The 24,955-nt window shown below is 31.5% G+C and carries 23 protein-coding genes and 1 pseudogene; 11 read left to right on the top strand and 13 right to left on the bottom strand.

Annotation, left to right across the window (positions count from 1 at the left end; all coding sequences use genetic code 11):
- Positions 1-60: 60 nt before the first annotated feature.
- A complete protein-coding gene (locus DFQ07_RS14045; protein WP_133537884.1) occupies positions 61-1,569 on the top strand; it encodes a GH3 auxin-responsive promoter family protein in 1,509 nt (502 codons plus the stop codon).
- Between the two features lie 2 nt (positions 1,570-1,571).
- Here DFQ07_RS14045 and DFQ07_RS14040 read toward each other — a convergent pair whose 3' ends face one another.
- The 6 genes and pseudogenes from DFQ07_RS14040 to DFQ07_RS14015 all read right to left on the bottom strand — a co-directional run bounded on the left by DFQ07_RS14040 (position 1,572) and on the right by DFQ07_RS14015 (position 5,238).
- Positions 1,572-2,042 (bottom strand): hypothetical protein, encoded by a 471-nt coding sequence (locus DFQ07_RS14040; RefSeq protein WP_133537883.1) that lies wholly within the window; start codon positions 2,040-2,042, stop codon positions 1,572-1,574.
- A gap of 37 nt (positions 2,043-2,079) precedes the next feature.
- The gene (locus DFQ07_RS14035; protein WP_133537882.1) at positions 2,080-2,448 is read right to left on the bottom strand and encodes a hypothetical protein; all 369 of its coding nucleotides are present in this window, start codon (positions 2,446-2,448) and stop codon (positions 2,080-2,082) included.
- A 42-nt stretch (positions 2,449-2,490) separates the two neighbouring features.
- Positions 2,491-2,544: pseudogene (locus DFQ07_RS15900) on the bottom strand (hypothetical protein); the annotation flags it as partial.
- Positions 2,545-2,556: 12 nt separating this feature from the next.
- The gene (locus DFQ07_RS14025; RefSeq protein ID WP_133537881.1) at positions 2,557-3,333 is read right to left on the bottom strand and encodes a tetratricopeptide repeat protein; all 777 of its coding nucleotides are present in this window, start codon (positions 3,331-3,333) and stop codon (positions 2,557-2,559) included.
- Positions 3,334-3,346: 13 nt separating this feature from the next.
- Positions 3,347-4,873 carry a M56 family metallopeptidase gene (locus DFQ07_RS14020; protein WP_133537880.1) on the bottom strand — a complete coding sequence of 509 codons (1,527 nt, stop codon included), beginning with the start codon at positions 4,871-4,873 and terminating at the stop codon, positions 3,347-3,349.
- Complete coding sequence (locus tag DFQ07_RS14015) at positions 4,870-5,238, bottom strand: BlaI/MecI/CopY family transcriptional regulator (RefSeq protein WP_133537879.1); 369 nt, start codon at positions 5,236-5,238, stop codon at positions 4,870-4,872. Before DFQ07_RS14015 ends, DFQ07_RS14020 begins: the two co-directional genes overlap by 4 nt.
- Positions 5,239-5,358: 120 nt before the next feature.
- Between DFQ07_RS14015 and DFQ07_RS14010 the strand changes: the two genes are divergently transcribed.
- From DFQ07_RS14010 to DFQ07_RS13990, 5 genes are all read left to right on the top strand, one after another.
- Positions 5,359-5,859, top strand: a complete 501-nt coding sequence (locus DFQ07_RS14010) for a DUF456 domain-containing protein (RefSeq protein WP_133537878.1) — start codon at positions 5,359-5,361, stop codon at positions 5,857-5,859.
- Between the two features lie 459 nt (positions 5,860-6,318).
- Positions 6,319-8,016 (top strand): lysine--tRNA ligase, encoded by a 1,698-nt coding sequence (gene lysS, locus DFQ07_RS14005; protein ID WP_133537877.1) that lies wholly within the window; start codon positions 6,319-6,321, stop codon positions 8,014-8,016.
- A 390-nt stretch (positions 8,017-8,406) separates the two neighbouring features.
- Positions 8,407-9,069, top strand: coding sequence for a 3,4-dihydroxy-2-butanone-4-phosphate synthase (gene ribB / locus DFQ07_RS14000; protein ID WP_133537876.1), 663 nt, complete (start codon positions 8,407-8,409; stop codon positions 9,067-9,069).
- Entirely contained in the window at positions 9,070-9,666 is a 597-nt protein-coding gene (locus tag DFQ07_RS13995; RefSeq protein WP_133537875.1) for a Crp/Fnr family transcriptional regulator, read from the top strand.
- Between the two features lie 151 nt (positions 9,667-9,817).
- Positions 9,818-11,845 carry a ComEC/Rec2 family competence protein gene (locus DFQ07_RS13990; RefSeq protein ID WP_133537874.1) on the top strand — a complete coding sequence of 676 codons (2,028 nt, stop codon included), beginning with the start codon at positions 9,818-9,820 and terminating at the stop codon, positions 11,843-11,845.
- A 3-nt stretch (positions 11,846-11,848) separates the two neighbouring features.
- Here DFQ07_RS13990 and DFQ07_RS13985 read toward each other — a convergent pair whose 3' ends face one another.
- The 4 genes from DFQ07_RS13985 to DFQ07_RS13970 all read right to left on the bottom strand — a co-directional run bounded on the left by DFQ07_RS13985 (position 11,849) and on the right by DFQ07_RS13970 (position 17,949).
- Positions 11,849-12,367 carry a thioredoxin family protein gene (locus DFQ07_RS13985; protein WP_133537873.1) on the bottom strand — a complete coding sequence of 173 codons (519 nt, stop codon included), beginning with the start codon at positions 12,365-12,367 and terminating at the stop codon, positions 11,849-11,851.
- 98 nt (positions 12,368-12,465) lie between these two features.
- Positions 12,466-14,229: a peptide MFS transporter gene (locus tag DFQ07_RS13980; protein ID WP_133537872.1), complete on the bottom strand. Its 1,764-nt coding sequence runs from the start codon at positions 14,227-14,229 to the stop codon at positions 12,466-12,468.
- 31 nt (positions 14,230-14,260) lie between these two features.
- The gene (locus tag DFQ07_RS13975; protein ID WP_133537871.1) at positions 14,261-15,790 is read right to left on the bottom strand and encodes a peptide MFS transporter; all 1,530 of its coding nucleotides are present in this window, start codon (positions 15,788-15,790) and stop codon (positions 14,261-14,263) included.
- 11 nt (positions 15,791-15,801) lie between these two features.
- Positions 15,802-17,949 carry a S9 family peptidase gene (locus DFQ07_RS13970; protein WP_133537870.1) on the bottom strand — a complete coding sequence of 716 codons (2,148 nt, stop codon included), beginning with the start codon at positions 17,947-17,949 and terminating at the stop codon, positions 15,802-15,804.
- 142 nt (positions 17,950-18,091) lie between these two features.
- Between DFQ07_RS13970 and DFQ07_RS13965 the strand changes: the two genes are divergently transcribed.
- From DFQ07_RS13965 to DFQ07_RS13955, 3 genes are read left to right on the top strand one after another with little or no spacing between them, the layout of a single operon-like run.
- The gene (locus tag DFQ07_RS13965) at positions 18,092-19,825 is read left to right on the top strand and encodes a hydroxymethylglutaryl-CoA reductase, degradative (protein WP_133537869.1); all 1,734 of its coding nucleotides are present in this window, start codon (positions 18,092-18,094) and stop codon (positions 19,823-19,825) included.
- Positions 19,825-20,751: a GYDIA family GHMP kinase gene (locus DFQ07_RS13960; RefSeq protein WP_133537868.1), complete on the top strand. Its 927-nt coding sequence runs from the start codon at positions 19,825-19,827 to the stop codon at positions 20,749-20,751. The genes DFQ07_RS13965 and DFQ07_RS13960 overlap by 1 nt, the downstream gene beginning before the upstream one ends.
- Positions 20,751-21,956 carry a BaiN/RdsA family NAD(P)/FAD-dependent oxidoreductase gene (locus DFQ07_RS13955; RefSeq protein ID WP_133537867.1) on the top strand — a complete coding sequence of 402 codons (1,206 nt, stop codon included), beginning with the start codon at positions 20,751-20,753 and terminating at the stop codon, positions 21,954-21,956. Before DFQ07_RS13960 ends, DFQ07_RS13955 begins: the two co-directional genes overlap by 1 nt.
- A gap of 51 nt (positions 21,957-22,007) precedes the next feature.
- Here the strand turns inward: DFQ07_RS13955 and DFQ07_RS13950 are convergent, their stop codons facing one another.
- The 3 genes from DFQ07_RS13950 to DFQ07_RS13940 all read right to left on the bottom strand — a co-directional run bounded on the left by DFQ07_RS13950 (position 22,008) and on the right by DFQ07_RS13940 (position 22,978).
- Positions 22,008-22,310: a hypothetical protein gene (locus tag DFQ07_RS13950; protein WP_133537866.1), complete on the bottom strand. Its 303-nt coding sequence runs from the start codon at positions 22,308-22,310 to the stop codon at positions 22,008-22,010.
- A 28-nt stretch (positions 22,311-22,338) separates the two neighbouring features.
- Positions 22,339-22,569 (bottom strand): hypothetical protein, encoded by a 231-nt coding sequence (locus DFQ07_RS13945; protein ID WP_133537865.1) that lies wholly within the window; start codon positions 22,567-22,569, stop codon positions 22,339-22,341.
- A gap of 67 nt (positions 22,570-22,636) precedes the next feature.
- Positions 22,637-22,978: a MotA/TolQ/ExbB proton channel family protein gene (locus DFQ07_RS13940; RefSeq protein ID WP_133537864.1), complete on the bottom strand. Its 342-nt coding sequence runs from the start codon at positions 22,976-22,978 to the stop codon at positions 22,637-22,639.
- Between the two features lie 199 nt (positions 22,979-23,177).
- Here DFQ07_RS13940 and DFQ07_RS13935 point away from each other — a divergent pair, with 199 nt between their 5' ends.
- Both DFQ07_RS13935 and DFQ07_RS13930 read left to right on the top strand, forming a co-directional pair.
- The gene (locus DFQ07_RS13935; RefSeq protein ID WP_133537863.1) at positions 23,178-24,230 is read left to right on the top strand and encodes a sensor histidine kinase; all 1,053 of its coding nucleotides are present in this window, start codon (positions 23,178-23,180) and stop codon (positions 24,228-24,230) included.
- Positions 24,223-24,930: a LytR/AlgR family response regulator transcription factor gene (locus tag DFQ07_RS13930; protein ID WP_133537862.1), complete on the top strand. Its 708-nt coding sequence runs from the start codon at positions 24,223-24,225 to the stop codon at positions 24,928-24,930. Before DFQ07_RS13935 ends, DFQ07_RS13930 begins: the two co-directional genes overlap by 8 nt.
- Positions 24,931-24,955 lie beyond the last annotated feature (25 nt).

Genomic DNA, 24,955 nt, shown 5'->3' with positions numbered 1-24,955 from the left:
AATTTTATTACTTTTAGCTTCACAAACTTACAGTAAAAAAATTGAATTAAGAGTTAATCTATGACGTTTCCATTTATAAATTCAATCATTTCTTGGTTTTTAAAAAAGCGCAAACATCAAGTAGAATTATTTTTAAAATATCCTATAGATGTTCAAAATGAATTACTATTAAAGCTCATAAATGCTGCTAAGAATACTGAGTTTGGTAAACAACAAAACTTTGCTTCAATTAAAAGTTATGAAGATTTTGTTAGCAGGGTTCCTATTCAACGGTATGAAAGTATAGAACCTCTTATTGAACGTTGTAGAAAAGGAGAGCAAAACTTGTTTTGGCCTACTCCTATTCGATGGTTTGCAAAATCAAGTGGAACTACCAATGCAAAAAGTAAGTTTATTCCTGTAAGTGATGAAGCCATTGAAGGTTGTCATATGAAAGCAGGAAAGGATATGTTATGTTTATACATTAACAATAACGAAAACGCTAAACTATTTACGGGAAAAGGATTACGTTTAGGAGGAAGCTCTGCTGTGTACGAAGACAATAACTCGTATTTTGGTGATTTGTCGGCTATCATTATTGAAAACATGCCTTTTTGGGCAGATTTCAGTTCTGCTCCAAGACAAGAAACTGCCTTAATGAGTGAATGGGAAACCAAAATGGAGGCTATTATTAATGAAACCATTCACGAAAATATCACTAGTTTAGTAGGTGTTCCTTCATGGATGCTAGTTTTGCTTAACAAAGTCTTAGAAAAAACAGGTAAGGATAATATCTTAGAAGTATGGCCCAATTTAGAAGTTTACTTTCACGGAGGTATCAACTTCAATCCTTATCGTGAGCAGTATAAAAAATTGATTCCGAAAGACGATTTTAAATACTATGAAACCTACAATGCTTCTGAAGGTTTTTTTGCTATTCAAGATCGCAACAACTCTGATGAAATGCTATTGATGTTAGACTACGGAATTTTTTACGAGTTCATTCCTATGGATCAATACGATGGAGAAAGCTCAAAAGCTATTCCGCTTTCCGAAGTTAAAAAAGGTGTAAACTATGCTGTCGTAATTACTTCTAATGGTGGGTTATGGCGTTATTTAATTGGCGACACCGTTAAGTTTACCTCAACCAAACCTTATCGAATAAAAATTACGGGGCGCACCAAACATTATATTAACGTTTTTGGAGAAGAACTTATTATTGAAAATGCTGAAGAAGCTTTGAAAGCTGCCAGCAATAAAACTAATAGTGAGGTTAAAGAATATACTGTAGGCCCTATTTTTATGAATGACAAAGAAAATGGTGCTCATGAATGGATTATCGAGTTTGAAAAACCTCCTAAAAACCTTGCTTTTTTTACTGAAATGTTAGACAATTCCCTGAAAAATTGTAACTCCGACTATGAAGCAAAACGCTACAATAATATGACATTGGCAATGCCTAAAGTACATCAAGCACGAAAAGGTTTATTTTATGATTGGATGAAGGCAAAAGGTAAACTAGGCGGTCAACACAAAGTACCTCGTTTGTCTAACGAACGTAGTTTTATTGACGAGCTTTTAAAACTTTAACCTTAATTTGTTTGAATTTTAATAGGTAACTGATACTGCGTTGTTACGATTACACCTCTTTTTATAGCGGGTGATACCTTTGGTAATTCATTAATAATAGCTTGAATGGTCTTTTCTAAATCTGGAAGTTGTTCTTTAATGATAGAAGACGTCTGTATGTTTTTTAATTGAAAATTCCCTTCAGGATTTATCACAACATTTATTAAAATCTCTTCATCTACAGCCACGTGGGTTATAAAATTATAACGCTGTAATTTATCAGCTATTCTTTCATGAATCTCTTTTCTAAAACAATTCGTTTTAGCTTCATTTAACAGGTTTTTACACTTATTAAAAGCAGGAGACACATCTACTTTCGTAAAATCAATAATAGTGTCAACAGCCTGCTCTTTATTTTTATTTGTAAACGAAAAAAAATCACACGAAGTGCATAGCAAGACCAAAATTAAAAGGAGTACATAGCGTATATTCATCTTACTGATTTTAAGATGAATATACGAATTTTTGTTCCTATTCTAAAATCTTACCGTGTAAGAAATAATACTTCTTAATTTCTTGTAATCTAACTTTCGCATAAGCTGTTAGCAAAGAATCTTTGTTTTCAAAACGATCGATGTAATTTTGATAATACTTGTAAGCTATTTTTTTGTCTTCATAAAAGTTCTCTGAAGTTGTCGCTAACTGGTATAAAGCTTTGTAATTTTTCCCATTCTCTTCATACGCTTTTTTATAAAACTTTAGCTCTTCTTTAAACTTTCCTAACTCTTTATAAACTCTAGCCAATTGATAAAATTCGATATCTCTTTTTTCTTTCCCTATAAAGGTTGCCATCGAGTAATTAAATCGTGCTTTTTTATAATCCTTTAAAGCAAAATCCATATCGCCTAAATAGGTATATGTTTTAAAATCGGATTGATCTATTTTTAGTGCTTTTTTAAAATACTCTCTAGCAGTTTTGTACTCTTTTAAATTAAAAAAACTACGACCCTACATTTTTTGAGTATAATGTTCGTTAGGTTCAATCGAATCTATTTTTTGTAATAATTGAATTGCTTCTGAGTATTTTTCTTTTCTGTACAAATTATTAATTTGAAGCTTATTTAAATCAACATGATTAGGGTTTACAATCAACCCTCTATTGATAAAAATGTTTGCTGAATCTTTATCGCGTAAAACAGTATACGCTAATGCCAGTTGATGGATCGATGGTAAATGTTCATCATCGTTCTCATACGCTTCTAAAAAGCTATCAATCTTCAGATTTCTCTTTTTTAGCATTGCATAAGTTATCCCTAATTGATAATGATAATTTGCATTATTTTTATCTTTTTGAATCAGTCCTTTAAAAACTTTTTCAGCTTTTGTGGGTTGAAGAGTTTGTAAATACAATTTCCCTAATTGATATTGTATTAGTAGGTTATCTATATCTTTTAGAGCAATTTCTTCATAAATTTTGATAGCCTTTTTTCGTTTTTTTTCTTTTTGATAGGATTTTCCCAACTTTACTTTTACCGAATAATCATCTTGCAATTGCAATGCTTTTTCATAGTATTTTGATGCAAGTTTGTGATTATCTATTGAAGCATAAATGGCTGCCATTTTTGTTGTAGATTCAAAAGTAGCTGGTAATTCTTGTAAGACTGACAATGCTGTTTGATAACGACCTATAGTTACCATGCTATCAATAGTTTTAAAAGTCGAGACTTGCGCCCCAACTTTTAAAAATTCTAATACTAAAGCAATACTTAAAAATTTCTTTTTCATTATAGTTTAAATGTTAGTCTACGTTAAGAGTAATTGGTATTACGTATCCTGTACTTACAATTTTTCCATCTTTTTCTCCTGGTTGCATTTGTGGTAACTTTTGCATTATTTCTTCTGCATGTTGTTTTAATGTTGGATGTGGTGCTCTTGCCTTTACATCAATTACTTTACCTTGTTTACTTATTTTAAATTGAACATAAATTCGTTTTTTCCCTTCTGATAATCCAAGGTTTTTAGTTATCGACATATCAAAGTTTTCTTGAACAAATCTACTCATACTTTTGTGAAAACAATATTTATCTCCTTCAGCACATCCTGGGAAGGTTGGTACTTTATCCATCATAGCAAAAGGAACTTCTTCTGAGTCTTGGTAATTAGTTTTTCCTTGATTTTCATTTTTTCCCAGATAGTCAAAAGCAACCATTTTTCTACCATTCTCTGCTTTAAAAACTCTAATGTTTAATTGAGGCTTTCCTTCTTTATTAAATCCATTTAATAAAGCTAAATACTCTCCTTTTTCTTCTTCTGTTAATTCATATATAGAGTATTCTTTGGTATTGGGAAGCTCATCACCTAAATACAAATCAAGGTATTTACTTTGGTAGCCAGTAGAAGGCTTTTTTACAATTTTACCATCCTCACTTTTATATACTGTTACAGGCTGTTTTTCAACCTTATCTATTTTTACTTCTTCACTAGAACAAGCTGTATATAAAATCATACTTCCTAATAGCGGAATTAACAGCAAATACTTTAATTGTTTTACTTTTTTTGATTGTGTTTTCGTCATCATAATAATTCGTTTTTTGATTAATGAATGTTTATAAAATTGATTAATGAATGAAATATGCTCGACCTGAAAAATATCAGCGAGTAAATGGTTGATATAATTTTCTTTCTTGTCAGATTTGCTAGCTATAGCATCTGAAATATATTCATGAACTAACGATATACGATTCTGATACACATACACCATCGGATTAAACCACATTACTATTTTTAAAAACTCAAAAAACAGTAAGTCTAACGTATGTTTTTGTTCACTATGCACTAATTCGTGCTGAATGATTTTTTCTTGCTTTGACGATGGAATTTCTTTTCCTAAAAAGATGTAATTGAAAAATGAAAATGCTTTAGTTTCTTTAGGAAGTAATACAAGTTTATAATTTCCCTTTAGAATAGTTCCGTATTGTAAAACTAGTCGAACAATGCGCTCTAATTTTATTAAAAACACTATTAAAAACAAGGTACATCCACCCCAAAACAATACATCTAAATAATTAATGGATTGATACCAAATTGTTTCTTCAATGACTTTTTGAGGTGATAACATTACCTCTGGCAGCAAAGTGTAATATTCTTGAGGAACAGCTTTTTTAACCGTCGAAATTTTAAACAAAGGCAACACAAACGATAGCAATGCTGTACTTAACAAGTACCATCTATTTTTGTTGAAAAAAGTTTCTTTGCTTAAAAAGAAATCGTACACCGCCACAAAAAGTACCTGAAATAATATAACTTGAATGATGTAATTAATCATGGCTTCTTGTTTTTATTTATTTCCTTTAAAATACTTTCTAATTCTTGAATGTCCATTTTATTTTCTTTCATAAAAAACGAAACCATACTTTTAAATGACCCCCCAAAATAACCGTTCATTAGTTTGTGTAAACTTTCATTGCTATATTCAGATTTTTCTATCAAAGGATAGTACTCATATCCTCTTCCCTTTGGTTTATGCCCTACAAACTCTTTCGTTTCTAAAATTCTAATGATTGTTGAAACTGTGTTGTATGCTGGTTTAGTTTCTGGTAATTGTTCTATTACTTCTTTTACCGAAGCTATTTTTAACTCCCATAATACCTGCATTATTTGCTCTTCTGCTTTCGTTAGCTGTTTACTCATGGTGCTTTTTATGAAATATTACTGAAACAAATATAACTAAAAAATTAGTTTAAACTAATTTTTTAGTTAATAGATATGTAACAAAGCCATTCTATCTTCGTCTTATTAATAAAAAAATTAATGGATATACTATTGGTCTTGTTAGGTTTTGTATTTGCTTGTTTAGGTATTATTGGTTCTTTTTTACCTGTATTACCAGGTCCTATTACAAGCTGGGTAGGTTTATTGTTATTACACCTAACCAAAGCCGTGCCTCAAAATTGGACATTTTTAGGAATTACCTTAGCAATAGCAATCATTATCTTTTTTCTTGATTACTTTATTCCCGCTATGGGAACCAAACGCTTCGGAGGATCAAAATATGGGATGTATGGTACTACCATTGGTTTAATTGTTGGACTCCTCTCTCCTATCCCATTTGGGATTTTAATTGGTGCCTTTGTTGGAGCTTTAGTTGGTGAATTGATTTACGACAGTAAAGACACCAACCGAGCTATTAAAGCATCTTTTGGTGCTTTTCTAGGTTTTTTAGCATCGGCAACCATCAAATTTTCTATTGCAATGGTATACTTAGTATTATTTATGGTTAAATTTTGGGAGCATCGTGGTTCTTTCTTTTAAGCAAAGGTTCTACTTCTATTCTTAAGATTTAGCTTCGTTGAACCTTACGGTTTCTCCTCGCTCCTCGTTTGGAATGACAAACACTCACTACATTGATTAAAAGGCTTTGTAAATACACTTAGCCCCGATTGAAACAATTGTTTGAGCTCCTCGTAGAGAGCGAGTGCAGAAAGCGGGAAATAGCTTCAAAAAAACACTTAAATTTAGCGCAAAAAAAAAGCAACCCATCTCAGGGAAGCTTTCCATTGGTTAACAAAACCATGGTACTATTTAAAGTACCTAACAACACAACTAAATGCTGCCCTTTTAAAATTAGACAGCCTGCAAATATACAACCTTTTTTAAAGTTGCCAAACTTTTATTATTTTTTTACAAAAAATGTGAATCTGTTAAGCGTTGTTTAATTCTGCAATTGATTGTATCTTTGCAGCTTCATTAAAAATTAATAAAAATTAACCCATGCAATTATCAGAACAAGAAGTTGTACGTAGAGAAAAGTTAGGGAAACTAAGAGAATTAGGTATCAATCCCTACCCAGCTGATTTATTCCCTTTAAATTCAAACTCGAAAGAGATTAAACAGAGCTTTGAAGAGGGTAAAAAGGTGGTAATTGCAGGTCGATTAATGTCACGTCGTATTCAAGGAAAAGCTTCTTTCGCTGAATTACAAGATAGTGAAGGTCGTGTACAGGTATATTTTAACCGTGACGAGATTTGTACTGGTGAAGACAAAACGTTGTACAACGAAGTGTACAAAAAGTTATTAGACATAGGTGATTTTGTAGGGATTGAAGGAGAGTTGTTTAAAACTCAGGTTGGTGAGATCACCGTGATGGTAAAAGATTTTAAATTATTAAGTAAGTCTTTAAAGCCATTACCATTACCTAAAGTAGATGCTGAAGGAAATACCTTTGACGGATTTACCGATCCTGAAATGCGTTACCGTCAGCGTTATGCTGATTTGGTTGTGAATCCACAGGTAAAAGAAGTATTTGTTAAGCGTACTAAGTTATTCAATGCGATGCGTCAGTTTTTTAACGATGCTGGATACTTTGAAGTAGAAACACCTATTTTACAACCTATTCCTGGTGGTGCTGCTGCAAGACCATTTATTACACATCACAATGCCTTAGACATTCCGTTATACATGCGTATTGCGAATGAGTTATACTTAAAGCGTTTGATTGTTGGTGGTTTTGACGGAGTTTATGAGTTTTCGAAAAACTTCCGTAACGAGGGAATGGACAGAACTCACAACCCAGAGTTTACAGCCATGGAAATTTATGTAGCGTATAAAGACTACAACTGGATGATGGAATTCACCGAAAAATTATTAGAGCACTGTGCTATTGCTGTTAACGGAACTACCAAAGCTACTTTTGGTGAATATGAAGTTGATTTTAAAGCTCCATATGCACGTGTTACGATGGCTGATTCTATCAAACACTTTACTGGTTTTGATATTAGCGGAAAATCGGAAGATGAAATCCGTAAAGCTGCTCAAGACATGGGTATTGAAGTAGATGAAACCATGGGTAAAGGAAAGTTAATCGATGAGATTTTTGGTGAAAAGTGTGAAGGAAACTACATTCAACCAACCTTCATTACCGATTATCCGAAAGAAATGTCTCCGTTGTGTAAAGAGCACCGTGACAATCCTGAATTAACTGAGCGTTTTGAGTTAATGGTATGTGGTAAAGAAATTGCCAATGCCTACTCTGAATTGAACGACCCAATCGATCAACGTGAGCGCTTTGAAGCACAATTAAAATTAGCTGAGCGCGGAGATGATGAAGCTGGTGAGTTTATCGACCAAGATTTCTTACGTGCGTTAGAATATGGGATGCCTCCAACTTCTGGATTAGGAATTGGAATGGATCGTTTAATTATGTATTTAACGAACAATCCGTCAATTCAAGAAGTATTATTCTTCCCACAAATGAAACCAGAGAAGCTAGCTCCTACTGTTGAGTTAAACGATGATGAAAAAGCATTGTTAACTTTAATAGAAAAAGCTGAAAAAATAGATTTAAACGAGTTAAAAACTCAAAGTGGTTTATCTAACAAAAAGTGGGACAAAACCATTAAAGGATTAACTAAAAACAACCTTGCAAAAGTTGAAAAAACAGAAGAAGGTTTGTTTGTTGAAGTCGTATAAAATATTTAAATAACTGAATATAATTAAAAAAGCAATCTCATTTGAGGTTGCTTTTTTTGTTTAATTCTTAATTTCATTTTCACACAACTTAAAAAACATTGATAGGTACTGTTGTAGTAACTTCAACTAGTATTTTACAATTCATTTAATGCTAGAAGTTTGACAATTATGAATAGACTTTAAGTGAAATAAAAAGTAAGAAAATTCTGTTTGAATTAGCTAATCAATGATATAAACAAAAGAAACAGAAATTGAATTTTTAAAACCAAACCTAATTAATGTACAACTGAAATTACAGCTAATTAAATAGGTTAATTTATTGACTTAAGTCAAATAATTTCGTCTAAAAGAAGATTAGTTTTGTTGCCATACAAAAAATAAAAAAATAAAATGGCAATCGCAAATTTAGATAAACTAAAAATATTTGGCAACAATAGTCAAGAGCGCCTTGAGAAAGCATTAGCAAATCTTCAGAATGGTAATGGAATTATATTAGTTGATGATGAAGATAGGGAAAATGAAGGTGATTTAATATTCTCTGCTCACAATATGACTATTAATCAAATGGCCTTGATGATCAGAAAATGTAGTGGCATAGTTTGTTTATGTATGACAAACGAAAAAGCTGATTTCCTTAATCTTCCATATATGATAAAAGAAAATACTAGTAACTTTCAAACACCTTTCACTATTTCAATTGAAGCAAAAGAAGGTGTTACTACTGGAGTTTCTGCTAAAGACAGGTTGAAAACTATCCAAGTAGCTTGCAGTGAAAATGCTAAAGGTAGTGATTTAGCTAAACCTGGACATATCTTTCCTTTAAGAGCGAATAATAATGGTGTACTAACAAGAAAAGGTCATACAGAAGGAAGTGTAGATTTAATGAAGCTAGCTGGTTTAAAACCCGAAGCTGTTTTATGTGAATTAATGAATGATGACGGAACAATGGCAAAAAATGATTCTATTTTGCACTTTGCAAAAGAACATAATTTAATTGTACTATCAATTCAAGATATTATTCTATACCGTAAATTTGTAAGAGATTATAAATAGATGACTAATCATAAAGAACTTGCCAAGTTTATAAAAAAAAATATCAATATTGATAATGAAGATTTAAAAATCGTATTATCATATTTTAAAACAATTAAAAAAAATAAAAATCAAATTTTGCTTTCAAGTGGAAAAATTAGTCAGGTTAGTTATTTTGTAATAAAAGGTTCTTTAAGGTTATTCTATATAGATGAGGAAGGGAAAGATATCACACGTTATATCGCATTCGAAAATCAATTTGCAACAGAGTTAGTTAGTTTTATAACAAATCAACCTGCTCAAGAATCTATTCAAGTCATAGAAAACAGTGAACTTTTATATATCACTCACAAAGACTTTAGATACCTCATGAAAATCATTCCTAAATGGAAAGATTTTTATAATATCTATTTAGAAAAAGCATATGTAAATAACTCTAAAAGATTAATTTCATTTACTACGCTAAATGCATCAGAACGATATAAACAATTATTTGAAGTTAATCCAAACATTGTAAAACGCCTACCAAATAAGGTTGTAGCATCTTATATTAATATATCACAGGAAACTTTAAGTAGAATCAAATCTAAATTCCTATCTCCAAATAAAACAAGTTAAGAAACAATATAAACCTATTATAAAAGTACTAAAAGCTAACAAAGTGTATCTTTAATTTCTGATTTAGTTCCGTGTTTCACGCGACTAATCACAAACAAAACGATAACTATTTTTTTTCAAATTCACACTTTTTTCATAACTTTAAAAGGCTATGAAAAAATTGTTAGAATACCCTCCATTTCATTTTTTATTATGTGTTATTATTGGAATCACACTTCAATTTTACACGCAAATTTGGCAATTTGATTTTCTTTATTTAGGATGTGTTTCACTAGGTTTTCTAACTGTTCTCTATTTTTTAAGAAAAACCCTAACACGAAAAGCTTTTAGCGTAGTTAGCTTATTACTTTTTGTTTTTATTGGAGTTAGTACCACGTATATTCACAATCCGAAGAATCATAAAAACTATTATAAGCATCAATTAACTGACAACTCTACTTCTATACTCACTATACAAAAAGTATTAAAACCAGGTAACTACTACATAAAATATGTTGCTAAAGTTTCGCAGATTGATTCTATTAAAACAAATGGATATGTTCTCTTAAGCATTCAAAAAGATAGTACACAAACTACACTTGCTGTTGGTAATCGGATTTTTATTAAAACTCCTTTTAAAGAGTTGATTCCACCTTTAAATCCACATCAATTTGATTACAAACACTATTTAGCAAAACAGTACATTTATCATCAAGTATTTTTAGATAAACAACAATTTAAACAGCTTGACAATGCAAGTTTTTCTTTAGTAGGTTTATCGGCTAGTATTAGAGAAAAAGTACAAACTTCCTTAAAAAAGCATCATTTTTCCAATGATGAATTTGCTGTGATTAATGCTTTATTACTTGGTCAGCGTCAAGAAATATCTAAAGAGCTATTAGAAAGCTATACCAATGCTGGTGCTATTCATATTCTAGCTATTTCAGGCTTACATATTGGTATATTATTATTGCTCCTCTCCTATGTATTTAAACCTTTAGAAAAACTTCCACACGGAATGTTCATCAAAACTATATGTGTTGTCTTCTTACTTTGGGCTTTTGCTTTTATTGCGGGATTATCAGCCTCAGTAGTACGCGCAGTAACCATGTTTACTTTTGTAGCTATCGGACAATCGTTTAAACGGAAAAAGATCATTGAATATTCACTGGTTAGCTCTATGCTATTTTTACTATTGATAAAACCGTTATTCTTATTTGACGTAGGTTTTCAATTGAGTTATTTAGCAGTTTTTGGTATTGTTTGGGTACAACCTTTACTCTATAATTTATGGAAACCTAAACTTTGGATACTGGATAAAGGTTGGCAATTGTTCACAGTTTCAATAGCTGCACAAGCAGGAATCTTACCTATCAGCTTGTATTATTTTCATCAGTTTCCTGGATTGTTTATCCTCTCTAACTTGATTATCATTCCTTTTTTAAGTGGAATTTTACTCTTTGGAATTATAATCATTCTATTAGCTACGATGAACATACTCCCTCAATTCTTAGCTGACGGTTATAGTTTCATTATTTCAACAATGAATTTGTTTGTTGATTGGATTTCTCACCAAGAAGATTTTTTATTAAAAGAAATATCCATGTCTTTTGAGGCAATGCTAGCTTGGTATGTTTTTATTGTATTCTTATTTCAAGCTTGGATTCGGAAAACTTCAAAAAGTATACTATTCTTATTCACATCAATTCTTTTGTTACAAGGAATCTACTTTTATGAAAAATTTCAAAAGATGAACAAAAGTGAATTTATTGTATTTCACAAAAGCAGAACTTCAATTTTAGGTAAAAGAAATAATGGAGTTTTAACGATTTTTAGTTCAACGAATGATTCTATTTTACAACAAGAAAAACTATTGCAATCTTATAGAATTGGCGAACATGTTCCTTCTAAAGTTGTTGATTCTATTTTCAATATCACTTCTTATAAAAGCAATCCAATTTTAATTGTAGATAGTTTAGGCGTTTATAAAATAGATGGACTTGTAAATCCAATAATTATTCTAAAAGATAGTCCTAAAATTAATTTAAACAGACTTATTGCGACACTAAAACCTCAAAAAATTATTGCTGATGGTAGTAATTACAAATCGTACATTAACAAATGGAGAGAAACTTGTGATAAACAAAAAACACCATTTTGGTATACTGGTCAAAATGGTGTTCTTATTATAAAAGAATAAATTTTACATGGCGCTTTTAAAGTTTTTCTCAAACTCTGACCAAGGCATATTTTTATAATTATCCTTATTAAAATATGCTAATATTTTTTCAAACCTTTTTTCTTCTAAATATCCAGGAACATTTTGTAACAATTGGCGTTCAGTATTAAAAAAAGCGGTTGAAGGATAACTTAGTTTCCCTTTCATGATAGCAGCTGCCAACTCATGATAACCTCTTCTTCCTTGTGCTTGATACTTAAACGTTCTTCCTTGAAACGTAATATCATGCTTCGCTTCACCATTTAATTTCACAGGATAATAATGAGTATTAATGTACTCAATAATTACTTTATTTTTATAAGTAGTCTTATCCATCTTTTTACACCAACCACACCAATCGGTATAAATATCTACTAAAATTGGTTTTGGATCTTTCTCGCTCATCTCCATCGCCTCTTCAAAGGTCATCCAATTTACTTTATCTTGTGCTTTTACCGCTAATGAAATAACTGCAAAAACTGCTACTAATATTATTTTTTTCATACCTCTTTGGTCTCAATAAGTATTCCAAATTTACAAAAAAACCTGCCAAGTTTTAGTTTTGGCAGGTTGTTAAAAGTTTTTTTAACCTTTATTTAGGGTTATTTCACCCCGTGCATTAATTTTTTAATTACTGGATAAAGTACTGCTGACAACACTGCTAATCCAAAAGAAACAAATGTTAGCAACCAGAAGAAGCTACTTAATCCTTGTTCTTTAGCAATTGCTTCTGATGATTCGGCAAATACACCTGCCAACTTCATTCCAATAGCTACCGCCAAATACCAAATACCAAACATAAACGCAATCATACGACCTGGTACTAATTTAGAAACATACGATAACGCTACTGGCGATACACATAACTCTCCCATAGTGTGGAATAAATACACTAAAATTAACCAGATAATACTTACTGATGCCGTCTTAGCTCCTGGCTCAATACCGTTAGATCCTATAGCGATTACTGCCATACCTAAACCTAATAACCCCATACCAATTGCCCATTTCATATTCGCGTTTGGGTTATATTTACTTTCCCACCATTTAGAAAATAATGGTGCTAAAGTGATAATATATAACGAATTTAACACAGAAAACCAAGAAGCTGGAATTTCTGCTGCATCTTTTTGGAACTCTTCTTTTAACATCCATATTGCAATAAACCAAATTATTACAAAACTCGTTCCTAAAAATATATTAGACCACGCATACTTTGCAAATGTTTTTTTGAACAATAAGAAAAGTACCCATGTAATAATTCCTAATGGAATAATAGTCATTAATGAATTTACTATTTTAAATATAAATCCAGCATTACCTTCTAAAACTCTGTTTGTATAGTCCTTAGCAAATACCGTTAATGAACTTGGTGATTGCTCAAAAATTGCCCAGAAGAAAATTGTTACAAATGCAAAAAACACTACTGCTAACATTCTATCCCTTAAAACTGGTGTATATTTAGGAATACGCATTACCAACAAGGCTATGAATATTAAAAATGCTAAAAGAATTGCAACTGTAGAACCTGAAAGTCCAGCAAACTCAAACGGAAAAACATTGTATTTTCCTTCAGATATTTTTGAAATCGGATCGTTAAAAATCCATAACAAACCTAATAAAGATGAAACCCCAATTAATACTTTTTGTACTCCTGTGAAAGGGTTTCTTCCTTCTTCTACTTCTTTTTCTTCAGATGTTATATCATCAATAATATCTACATTTTTATTCTTAGGTCCATCTCCAATTTTACCAAAAATTCCTTGAGCTAACCAGAATTGTAACAATCCAAATAGCATGAAAATACCTGCTACTCCGAATCCCCATGACCATCCTACTTTTTCTCCTAAATATCCACATAAAAGAATTCCTAAGAAAGCACCTGCATTTACCCCCATATAGAAAATGGTGTAAGCTCCGTCTTTTTTCTCTTCTTTTCCTTTATACATTTCTGAAATAATAGAAGTCATATTTGGCTTAAAGAAACCACTACCTATTACTAAAAATCCTAATCCAGCATAAATAAAGAAAGATGTTTCTACCGCCATACAAGCGTGACCAACAGTCATTAATAAAGCTCCTACAACAACTGCCTTACGAATACCAATAACATTATCGGCAAAATACCCACCAACCATTGTTGATAAATACACTAAAGACGTATAGGTTCCAAAAATGGCAAAAGCCCATTCACGTGGCCATCCCCAACCGTCGTCTAACAATGACGCTGTAAAAAATAAAACTAAAAGCGAACGCATTCCATAGTATGAAAAACGTTCCCACATTTCAGTAAAAAACAATACAAACAACCCTGCTGGGTGCCCTAACACCTTATCTTTAAATAAATTCTCAATATCTGTATTCATATATAATTAAATTAATTTCAGTCCTTTATTTTTAGTGTACGTTACCCATTAACTTTTTCATAAGCGGAGAAAATAACAACACGATAATCCCAGCTCCAACAGCATATTGAGCAATTAACCCAAAACCATCAGTATATATTTCTAGTGTTTGTAACCCTCCTACATTAGCATCTGTGCTTTCTACCGCCAATTGCTTAGATATAAAACCAACTATTTGAAATGCATAAGCTGATGACAAGAACCATATTCCCATCATAAAAGCCACAATTCTTTTAGGTGATAAATCAGTGATTTTAGATAACCCTACTGGAGACATAAATAACTCTCCTACTGAAATTATAAAATACATAACAAACAAGTAGGCAAAAGGCACCATTCCATTTTCATCTGCACTTCCTCCACTTATAGATAATATATAGAAACTTAATCCTGCTAAAACTAAACCAAAACCAAACTTATACGGTGTTCTTGGGTTTATTTTCTTTTTTGATAAATATTCCCATAGTAAAGAAATTGGAATAGCCAAAATAATTATGAACATTGAATTTAATGCATTTGTCTGGCTAGCATTAATTAATGTTAAATCTACATTTCTAGAAGCAAATAAGGTAATAACACTTCCTGATAACTCATGGAATCCCCAAAACAAAGTCATAAAAAAGGTGATTAAAATTGCCATAATCAACTTTTTTCGTTCATCTAAAGTAGCCTTCATTAAAATACTTCCTAAGTATAACACAACTACTACTCCTATAAGTTTAAAAATTAAACTAACAATGGTTTCATCTCCTAAGAATGATTCTCCTCCTGCAATGGCTTTATACGATGACAAGATATATGCTATCACTGGCACACATAAAGTTGCTATTATTGGTATTAATGTTTTTTGAGGAATACCCATCACTGGCTTTTCATAAACTTCTTCACTTGGTGGCAATCCTTTATCTCCAAAAACATTCTTTTTAATACCACTCCAAAAGAAAATTAACCCTGTTAACATTCCAATTCCAGCTAACCCGAAACCATAATGCCAACCAAATTCTGCAGCTAACCAACCACAAAGTAAAGGTGCTACAAAACCACCAATATTAATTCCCATATAAAAAATGGTGAATCCAGAATCTTTTCTAACATCGCCTTCTTTATACAAAGAACCTACGAAAGTTGAAATGTTTGGTTTAAAGAAACCATTTCCTACAACTATAAAAGCTAGTGCTAAAAAAAATGCTGTATTATTTTCTATTGCTAATACAAAATGACCTATAGCCATTAAAACTCCTCCTAAAAAAATAGAGCTTCTCATCCCTAAAATTTTATCCGAAATCCTACCTCCTATTACAGTAGAAGCATATACTAAAGAACCATATGAAGCATAAACAACCGCAGTCGCTGCATCTCTCTCTGAAATTGCTTTGAAAATTTCTTGCACCATGTAAAGCGTTAACAATGCTCTCATTCCATAAAATGAGAAACGCTCCCATAATTCGGCAAAGAATAAATAAAACAGGCCTATTGGATGTCCAAGTAGTTCTTTCTCTTTAATTGAAGTTGAATTTGCCATATGTATAGTTTCTATAAGTTGTTTTTAATAAAGTTAGTCATCTTAGTAAACAAGTGTAAACGTGTATTACCTCCATAAATACCATGATTTTTATCAGGGTACATTCCCCACTCAAATTGCTTATTTGCTTGAATTAAAGCTTCAATCATTCTATAAGCATTCTGTACATGTACGTTATCATCACCAGTTCCGTGAATTAATAAATATTTTCCTTTTAATAATTCAGGATAGTTTAATGGTGAATTATCGTCATAACCTGCTGGATTTTCCTCTGGTGTACGCATATAACGCTCTGTGTAAATTGAGTCATAAAAACGCCATGTAGTTACTGGTGCTACAGCAATTGCTGCGGTGAATACATCATTCCCTTTTAAAATACAGTTTGTACTCATATGGCCTCCAAAAGACCATCCCCAAATACCAATTCTATTTGCATCAACATATGGTAATTTTGCTAATTCTTTAGCTACCGCGATTTGATCTTCAGTTTCATGCTTCACTAAGTTCATATAGGTGACTTTTTTGAAATCACGCCCTTTAAACCCTGTTCCTCTACCATCAACGCAAACAATAATATACCCTTCTTGCGCTAACATTTGATGCCAATAATCATTAGCACTATTCCAACTGTTCTTTACATTTTGAGAACCTGGACCTGAATATTGATACATTAATACTGGGTATTTTTTATTCGCATCAAAATTTGCAGGCTTTATTGTATACATATTTAAATCGTTTCCATTGATGTTAATCGTAGAAAACTCTTTTTTACTCAAATTGTACCCAGCAATAAGCTCTTTTAAAGCTGCATTGTCTTTAATAGTTTTTAATACTCTCCCTTCATCATTTCGTAATGTATACACAGGTGGTGTATTCGCATCTGAAAATGTATTGATGAAGTAGCGCATGTTTTTACTGAAAGAGGCGCTGTTAGTTCCTAAAGGATTGCTTAGCAATCTTTCATTGTTTCCATCCAAAGAAATGCTATACACACCTCTGTTGATAGATCCATTTTCTACTGACTGATAATAGATAGTTTTTTTATCTGCATTATACCCATAATACGAAGTAACTTCCCAGTTTCCTTTTGTTACTTGATTTATTAACTGTCCGTCTTTGTTATAGTGATAAATATGATTGTATCCATCTTTTTCACTCGTCCAAATAAAGCTATTATCGTCTAAAAAAGTTAAGTCATCGTTGATATCCACATAAGCTTTATCAGTTTCATTTAAAACTACATGACTTCTAAAAGTTGTTGCATCAACAAAGTACATTTTTAAATCATTTTGATGACGATTTAAGGTACGTACAGCTAGCAAATTACCATCATTTGTCCAATTAATTCTTGGAATATATTCGTAATCTCCTACTCTGATTTCAGCAGTTTTATTAGTAACTAATGAAAATATACGTAAGGCAACCTTCGCGTTATCTTCTCCTGCCTTTGGATATTTAAACACCTCTTGTGTTGGGTATTTACCTTTTCCATAAACATCCATTGAGAAAGTTTTTACTTTACTCTCATCAAAACGTAAGTATGCTAAATTCTTACTGTCTTTACTCCATTCAAAGGCTCTTACAAAACCAAACTCTTCTTCATAAACCCAGTCAGTAATACCGTTAATTATCTCATTCTTTTTTCCACTATTAGTAATTTGAATCACTACATTGGCATCTGAATAATCTTTAATGAATAAATTATTATTCTTGGCATAGGCTATTTTTTTACTATCAGGAGAAAAAGTAGGTTCTTGAATATCTTCCCCAATTAAGTCTAGTGATTTTTTTGCGATGTCATACACATAAAATGTACCTAAAAAAGAATGACGAAAAATTGGTTTAAAGTTGGTACCTAAAATCAATTTGGTTTCGTCATTATTAAAACTGTATGATTGAAATGCTTTCAATCCCGCTAAATCTTTGCTATCTACAATAGTTGCTACTTTTTCTAAGGTTTCATAGCTGTATTTATCTACTGAAGTGCTTCCATTTTCATAATTTAAGAGCGAATAATAATCTCCATTCATAGAGTTTAAGGAGTTCATGTAATCGGCTCTAAATGTACCTTTTCGCCATATATCCTCTAAGGAAATATCTTTTTTCTGAGCTTGCACTAGCGAAGATATTCCTATAAAAAATAGTAATAATTTCTTCATGTTAAGTTGTTGTTTATCTAAAAAGTTTGCCAAGTTTACGGAAAAATCGTCAAAAATCACCTCAAAAAAGTCATAAATACCAAATATCACCCCTATTTTAACAGGATTCACTTATCTTTGAGCCACCAAAAATGAATTGAGAATGTCTAAAACGATCTCTGGTTTTTCTAAACTTACCAAAGAGGAAAAAATAGACTGGTTGGCAAAAACTTATTTCAATAATCAACCAGAAATTATACAAACCATTAAGCAATATTGGAATGTAGATGATAAACTACAACAATTGCACGATGATTTTATTGAAAATACTATTTCTAACTTTTATATGCCTTACGGCGTTGCTCCTAACTTCGTAATTAATGGGCGTAGTTACGCAATACCTATGGTAGTTGAAGAAAGCTCCGTTGTTGCTGCTGCTTCAAAAGTAGCTAAATACTGGGGCACTAGAGGTGGATTTAAAACCGAAGTAATTTCTACCACAAAAATTGGTCAAGTACATTTTATGTACGCTGGAGATAAAAAGGAGTTACAAACCTATTTTAACGAACAAAAAACCGAATTACATGCTGCCACAGCATCCATTACAAAGAACATGGAAAAACGTGGTGGTGGTATTTTAGATATTCAATTGGTTGACAAAACTGATAAACTAGCAGATTACTATCAATTACATGTTACGTTTGAAACGAAAGATAGTATGGGGGCTAACTTTATCAATTCATGCTTAGAAGCTATTGCAAAAGCTTTTAGAAAAGACGATATTGAAATTGTAATGAGCATTCTCTCTAACTACGTTCCTGAATGTTTAGTTAGAGCTGAAGTAAGCTGTAAAGTAGAAGAATTAGGAGGTAAAAATCCTGAAAAGTTTGCTCAAAAATTTGAACAAGCAGTTAAAATTGCTGAAATAGAGCCGTATCGTGCAGTTACCCATAATAAAGGTATTATGAATGGAATCGATGCTGTTGTGTTGGCAACAGGTAACGATTTTAGAGCAATTGAAGCAGGAGCACATGCTTATGCTTCAAAAGATGGACAATACAAAAGTTTAACTCACTGTGAAGTAAAAAATGGTGTTTTTAGGTTTTGGATTGAAATCCCTTTAGCTTTAGGTACTGTAGGCGGACTAACCGCATTACACCCCATGGCAAAATTATCGCTAGATATGATGCAAAAACCAAGTGCACGCACGTTAATGCAAATTATTGCTGCCGCTGGTTTAGCGCAAAATTTTGCTGCTTTACGTGCTTTAACAACTAAAGGAATTCAGCATGGACATATGAAAATGCACTTGATGAATATCTTAAATCAACACAAAGCAACCAACGAAGAAAAAGAGGCAGTAGTCGCTTATTTTGAAGATAGAACAGCCTCACACAGTGCAGTAGTTGAAAAATTAAATGAGCTACGCAAACCAAAAGTACAATGGGTAGATTTTTTAAACGAGGATAAAGTGCGCAGTACGCTAGCAAACTTAACTCCTAAAGCTAAACCTTTGTTCGGAAAAATGAACGGACAACAAATGGTAGAGCATTTAAGTATGGTTACTCAAATAGCCAATGGAAATTGGCATGTTGATATTTATGTTTCTGATGAAAAAACAACCAGAAGAAAACCGTTTTTAAATACTGATAGCGAATTACAAATCGGATTTAAAGCTCCTTTTTTATCAGAAGATCCAACTCCGTTGAAATTTGGTTCTATGGATGAGGCTATTGATGATTTAATACATCAGGTTCAATATTTCGAGACTGTGTTTAATAAAGACCCAAACAGAAAAGTAGTGCATCCATTTTTCGGAGAGCTAGATTATGAGTATTGGAAAAAATTTCAAGTAAAACACTTTACCCATCATTTTAAACAATTCGGATTGGTATAATGCAGTATTATTCAAACGGAAAATTATTACTCACTGGAGAATACGTTGTTTTGGATGGTGCAACGTCATTAGCAGTCCCGACTAAGTTTGGACAAGATTTAGTCGTTGAACCGATTAAAGAACCCCAACTTATTTGGGGAAGTTTTACGCATACCGGAGAATGTTGGTTTGAAGCTTCTTTTGATTTACCAAAACTTAGGTTAACCTCAGCTACATTTAACTCTAATAAAGAAGGAAGCGCTGAATTTATAGCTGAAACTTTATGTGATATTTTACATGAAGCAAAAGAACTAAATCCTGATTTTTTAAACACTAATCATGGATATATTGTAAAAACAAACCTAACATTTCCACAAAACTGGGGATTAGGAAGTTCTTCAACTTTAATTAACAATATCGCTACTTGGGCAAACGTGAATCCGTTTACATTACTTTGGAATGCTTTCTCAGGTAGTGGTTACGATATTGCTTGCGCAAAACATAACTCTCCTATCCTATATCAATTAAAAGAAAAACAACCTTTTGTTGAAGAGATAAATTTCAACCCAAGTTTTTCTAAAGAATTGTTTTTTGTGTATTTGAATCAAAAACAAAATAGTAGAGAAGGAATTACTCTTTATAAAAAACACAAAGAAGAAGCTAAAACGTTAATTCCTGAAATAGATAACTTAACACAGGAGTTTTTAAACGCTGGCACTTCTAAAGATCTAAATAAAATTATTATTGAGCATGAAAAACTCATCAGTTCAATAATTAAACTAAAACCTATAAAAGAAACTAGATTTCCAGATTATTTTGGTGAAGTAAAAAGTTTAGGTGCTTGGGGCGGCGATTTTATATTAGCTACTGGTAATGAAGACACCATAAACTATTTTCAACAAAAAGGATTCAACACTATCCTTTCATATAAAGAAATGATTTTATAATGAAAAAAGTTATTATCATTGGTGGTGGTGCCGCTGGTTATTTCACCGCTATTAATGCAAAAGAACTCAATCCTGAATTGGACATTACTATTCTTGAGAAAGGAAAAGAAGTTTTACAAAAAGTAAAAATTTCTGGAGGAGGTCGTTGTAATGTTACACACGCTTGTTTTGACCCTAAAGAACTGACAAAATTCTACCCTAGAGGAGAAAAAGAATTACTAGGTCCATTTCATCAATTTATGACTGGTGATACTTTTGAGTGGTTTGAAAATCATGGAGTTCCTTTAAAAATTGAAGAAGATAATCGAGTATTTCCAGAAGCCAATACCTCACAAGCTATTATTGATTGTTTTCAAAACGCTGTTGATAACCTCGGAATTACAGTGTTAAAAAACCATGGTGTAAATTCTGTTTATCAACAAGATGAGAAATGGGTTATCAACACAAAAAATCAAGATTTTGAAGCCGATTATGTTGTGGTTTCTGCAGGTAGCAGTAAAAAAGTATGGGAATTATGCGAAACCTTAAACCATACCATCATTGAGCCTGTGCCTTCATTATTTACTTTTAACATCAAAGACAAACGAATTATAGATTTAGGTGGAATATCCGTTCCAAATGCTGAAGTAACTCTAGTTGGAACAAATTTGGAAAATTCTGGTCCATTACTAATTACCCACTGGGGTTTAAGCGGTCCTGCTATCTTAAAATTATCAGCTTTTGGTGCTCGAATTTTAGCTGATAAAAACTACCAATATAATGTACTCGTAAATTGGTTAGGGCAAGATACAGATTCGGTTTTTGAAGAGTTACAGCAGTTAAAAAAAATGCAAGCTAAAAAACAAGTAAACTTAAAGTCTCCTTTTAGTGATATTCCTCGTCGATTATGGGAACGATTAGTCATAGCTTCGGAGATAAAAAGCAACCAAAATTGGGCTGATTTGAACAACAAACAACTTCAAAATTTAGCCAATCAATTAACAAAAGGATTATTCAACGCCAATGGTCGTACTACTTTTAAAGAGGAATTTGTAACCGCAGGTGGTGTTGATTTAAAAGAAATTAATTTTAAACGTTTTGAAAGCAAAAAACATCAAAACTTGTTTTTTGTAGGTGAAGTTTTAAATATTGATGCCGTAACAGGTGGATTCAATTTTCAAAATGCGTGGACAGGAGGCTTTATTTGCGCTAAAGCAATTGCATAATAATAAAAAAGCCATTACTAAGTAATGGCTTTTTTATTGTATTTTTAATATTTAATCCTCATCCTCTCCTTCTTCTTCGTAGCAATTAAAGATGATAGAATATCCATATTCTAAAGCTTCTTCATACAATTCTTTTTGCTCTTCATCTTCTACATCTTCAACAGAATCTAATGTAAAATACTCATCTTCTACTTCAACTACTTTCCAGTCTTCTTCTTTAATATAAAATTTAGCTAATCGCATAGCTCCTTCAATATCTTTATAATCGATATACAAACTCACGTAAGCTCCTAAAACTTCATCATAATGTTCTGAAGATTTTTTCGGTTTTGCTAAGGCATTGATTAAAAACATAGTTCCTTTTTTTTATGTTAATTATAAATTAAGCTAATTCTCCTCTATGAGGTTTTAATGCATCTCTATAAACCTTCATATTCTCCTCATCTACTACAATAAAAGCTATAGTATGCATTTCGTTTAAAGATACAAAATTTACCTCATGATAAGGTAAACTATCTATCTGAGCAAACTCCTTTAAATGAATACAATGATGTTTTGCAGTTTCTAAACCATCTGGACCTTTGAAATCCCAAATCAATTTAATTTTTTTCATGCAACAAAAATACCCATTTCTAACATAGAAATAGGTATTTAAATAACTAACTAATCAAAAATCTAAATTAGCCTTCTCTTTTCCATAACAAGATAATATCAAACAGTCTTCCTAACAGGAAAATTATTAATCCAAAAGTTGGCGCAATTAAACCTACTTTTAGTCCTCCTGCAAGAATTTGCGGAGGAATATTATTATTAGTATTTGCTATAGCTCCTAGAGCAGCTAACATTCCAATTACAAAACCTAGCACTCCAAAAACAAAAGAGAACAGACTAATTGATTTGATAAGTTTAGAATTCTTCTCTGTATTATTTTTTAAACCAAAAAAAAACAATACAATAACAACTCCTAACAGTACAACTAGTGGAACCATGAACATCCAACCTCCTTCAATAATAAAATTCATAAAATTAGTTTTTAAAATTATACGCTGTAAAAGTAGAATTGACTTTAATTAAATAATTGAAATAACGACAAATAACCAACTTCAAACTATATTTAACGAATTTAATACCCAAAACAGAAAAATGGTTAAAAACCTCACTAAATCTTCATTTCATCTATTTTTATTTTCATCTTAACTTAAAAATGTGCTTTTTTACAAGATGCTAAAGATATTTATCTCTTTTTTATATAAAACACCTCTACATATTTTATACTGGGGACTTGTCTGGTTATTTTTTTACCTATTTTTTAGCACAGGAAGTAACAACCCTCAATTCTTATTTTGGTTTACTAGTATTCTATCGGTCATTTCTATTATAACATCCTATGTTTTTGCGTACAACTTAATCCCCAATTACCTACTCGCAAAAAAATATTGGTCATTTTTATTATATACTGTTTATGCTATTATTTTCACACTTTTCGGAGTATTAGTGACCGTTGTTTTCGGATTTATTTTCTTTTTTAATTTGGAGTTTCAAAATATGCCTGCCTTAACCAAAAGCTCATCGGTTATTTTGGTATGTGTATTTTTAATTATTATCCTGACTAGCGGATATAAAATACTAAGTCATAATTACAAATCTATTGAAGAGAAGAAGACATTAGAAAACAAGTTCTTACATACTCAACTGCAGCTTAAAGAACAAGAGCTTAAATTCTTAAAAATACAGATTCACCCGCATTTTTTATTTAACACTTTAAATACGTTGTATGGATTTGCCCTTAAAAAATCTGACACTGCTCCTGATATGATTTTAAAGCTCTCTAATTTATTAGACTACATCCTCTATCAAGTTGATAAACCTTCAGTATTATTGAAGAATGAGATACAACATATAGAAGATTATATTTCATTAGAAAAAATGCGTTTTCAAGAAAGCTTACAGGTTAACTTCACTAAAAGCTTATTTGATGAAGCTATTCAAATCTCGCCTATGTTATTACTTCCTTTTGTTGAAAATGCTTTTAAACACGGGGCACAAATTAACGGAGTACTAAGCATTAACATCAACCTAAAAACTACTGAAGATTTTTTAATTTTTTATATTGAAAACACCTCAAAACAAGTAACTACTACAAAAAAAGGTATTGGACTAGAAAACATTCAAAAAAGGTTAGAAATGTTATATCAAAACAAATCTATTATTTCTATAAGACCTGAAGCAAATCAATTTATCATTAATTTAAAAATCCCTTTAAAAGATGACTAAAAAGATAACCTGCACAATTGTCGATGATGAACCCGTAGCAAGAGAAATTCTTGAATCGTTTATTGAAAAAACACCTAGCCTAAAATTAATTGCGAGTTGTAAGAATGCACTAGAAGCATTACAGATTACACAAACTGAAAACGTCGATTTGTTTTTTCTAGACATCAACATGCCTGAGATTAACGGCTTGAGTTTAGCTAAAATCATTAACAAAAAATCAAAAATAATTTTCACTACAGCATATCGCGATTATGCAGTAGATGGTTTCGATTTGCAAGCAACCGATTACTTATTAAAACCTATAGCTTTTGACAGATTTTTACAAGCTGTTCAAAAAATAGCAATAAGCTCAGACAACAAACAAACGAGCATTCAAGAAACATCAGAAAACAACTTCATATTTGTTCGATCTGATAGAAAAATGACTAAAATTGACTTTAACGGTATTTTATATATTGAAAGTCTAGGTGACTATGTAAAAGTTTTTACCATAAACAATACCATAGTCACAAGGGAAACTATAAGTAGTTTTGAAGAAAAGTTACCTAAATCAAAATTCCTCCGTGTTCATCGTTCGTTTATCATAGCAATTAACAAAATTGATTCATACACCAATGAGTATATTGAAATTCAAAAAAAGGCAATTCCAATAAGTAGGAGTTACAAAGAAGTCGTTTTACACAAACTCCAAATTCCATAACCTCACATACTGCCTTCAAAAAAAA

The sequence above is a fragment of the Tenacibaculum caenipelagi genome (assembly GCF_004363005.1).
In the GTDB taxonomy this organism is placed as follows: domain Bacteria; phylum Bacteroidota; class Bacteroidia; order Flavobacteriales; family Flavobacteriaceae; genus Polaribacter; species Polaribacter caenipelagi.
The sequence above is the reverse complement of the archived record's forward strand: the minus strand, read 5'-3'. Positions and strand labels throughout refer to the sequence as shown.

What these genes read in the sequence shown, in the direction of transcription:
- DFQ07_RS13970 (WP_133537870.1), bottom strand. Translation starts at nt 17,949, where the DNA reads ATGAAGAAATTATTACTATTTTTTATAGGAATATCTTCGCTAGTGCAA.
- DFQ07_RS13990 (WP_133537874.1), top strand. Translation starts at nt 9,818, where the DNA reads ATGAAAAAATTGTTAGAATACCCTCCATTTCATTTTTTATTATGTGTT.
- DFQ07_RS14035 (WP_133537882.1), bottom strand. Translation starts at nt 2,448, where the DNA reads ATGGATTTTGCTTTAAAGGATTATAAAAAAGCACGATTTAATTACTCG.
- DFQ07_RS13965 (WP_133537869.1), top strand. Translation starts at nt 18,092, where the DNA reads ATGTCTAAAACGATCTCTGGTTTTTCTAAACTTACCAAAGAGGAAAAA.
- DFQ07_RS13975 (WP_133537871.1), bottom strand. Translation starts at nt 15,790, where the DNA reads ATGGCAAATTCAACTTCAATTAAAGAGAAAGAACTACTTGGACATCCA.
- lysS (WP_133537877.1), top strand. Translation starts at nt 6,319, where the DNA reads ATGCAATTATCAGAACAAGAAGTTGTACGTAGAGAAAAGTTAGGGAAA.
- DFQ07_RS14045 (WP_133537884.1), top strand. Translation starts at nt 61, where the DNA reads ATGACGTTTCCATTTATAAATTCAATCATTTCTTGGTTTTTAAAAAAG.
- DFQ07_RS13955 (WP_133537867.1), top strand. Translation starts at nt 20,751, where the DNA reads ATGAAAAAAGTTATTATCATTGGTGGTGGTGCCGCTGGTTATTTCACC.
- DFQ07_RS14015 (WP_133537879.1), bottom strand. Translation starts at nt 5,238, where the DNA reads ATGAGTAAACAGCTAACGAAAGCAGAAGAGCAAATAATGCAGGTATTA.
- DFQ07_RS13995 (WP_133537875.1), top strand. Translation starts at nt 9,070, where the DNA reads ATGACTAATCATAAAGAACTTGCCAAGTTTATAAAAAAAAATATCAAT.
- DFQ07_RS14010 (WP_133537878.1), top strand. Translation starts at nt 5,359, where the DNA reads ATGGATATACTATTGGTCTTGTTAGGTTTTGTATTTGCTTGTTTAGGT.
- DFQ07_RS13950 (WP_133537866.1), bottom strand. Translation starts at nt 22,310, where the DNA reads ATGTTTTTAATCAATGCCTTAGCAAAACCGAAAAAATCTTCAGAACAT.
- DFQ07_RS13930 (WP_133537862.1), top strand. Translation starts at nt 24,223, where the DNA reads ATGACTAAAAAGATAACCTGCACAATTGTCGATGATGAACCCGTAGCA.
- DFQ07_RS13945 (WP_133537865.1), bottom strand. Translation starts at nt 22,569, where the DNA reads ATGAAAAAAATTAAATTGATTTGGGATTTCAAAGGTCCAGATGGTTTA.
- DFQ07_RS13960 (WP_133537868.1), top strand. Translation starts at nt 19,825, where the DNA reads ATGCAGTATTATTCAAACGGAAAATTATTACTCACTGGAGAATACGTT.
- DFQ07_RS13985 (WP_133537873.1), bottom strand. Translation starts at nt 12,367, where the DNA reads ATGAAAAAAATAATATTAGTAGCAGTTTTTGCAGTTATTTCATTAGCG.
- DFQ07_RS14025 (WP_133537881.1), bottom strand. Translation starts at nt 3,333, where the DNA reads ATGAAAAAGAAATTTTTAAGTATTGCTTTAGTATTAGAATTTTTAAAA.
- DFQ07_RS13980 (WP_133537872.1), bottom strand. Translation starts at nt 14,229, where the DNA reads ATGAATACAGATATTGAGAATTTATTTAAAGATAAGGTGTTAGGGCAC.
- DFQ07_RS14040 (WP_133537883.1), bottom strand. Translation starts at nt 2,042, where the DNA reads ATGAATATACGCTATGTACTCCTTTTAATTTTGGTCTTGCTATGCACT.
- ribB (WP_133537876.1), top strand. Translation starts at nt 8,407, where the DNA reads ATGGCAATCGCAAATTTAGATAAACTAAAAATATTTGGCAACAATAGT.
- DFQ07_RS13940 (WP_133537864.1), bottom strand. Translation starts at nt 22,978, where the DNA reads ATGAATTTTATTATTGAAGGAGGTTGGATGTTCATGGTTCCACTAGTT.
- DFQ07_RS13935 (WP_133537863.1), top strand. Translation starts at nt 23,178, where the DNA reads ATGCTAAAGATATTTATCTCTTTTTTATATAAAACACCTCTACATATT.
- DFQ07_RS14020 (WP_133537880.1), bottom strand. Translation starts at nt 4,873, where the DNA reads ATGATTAATTACATCATTCAAGTTATATTATTTCAGGTACTTTTTGTG.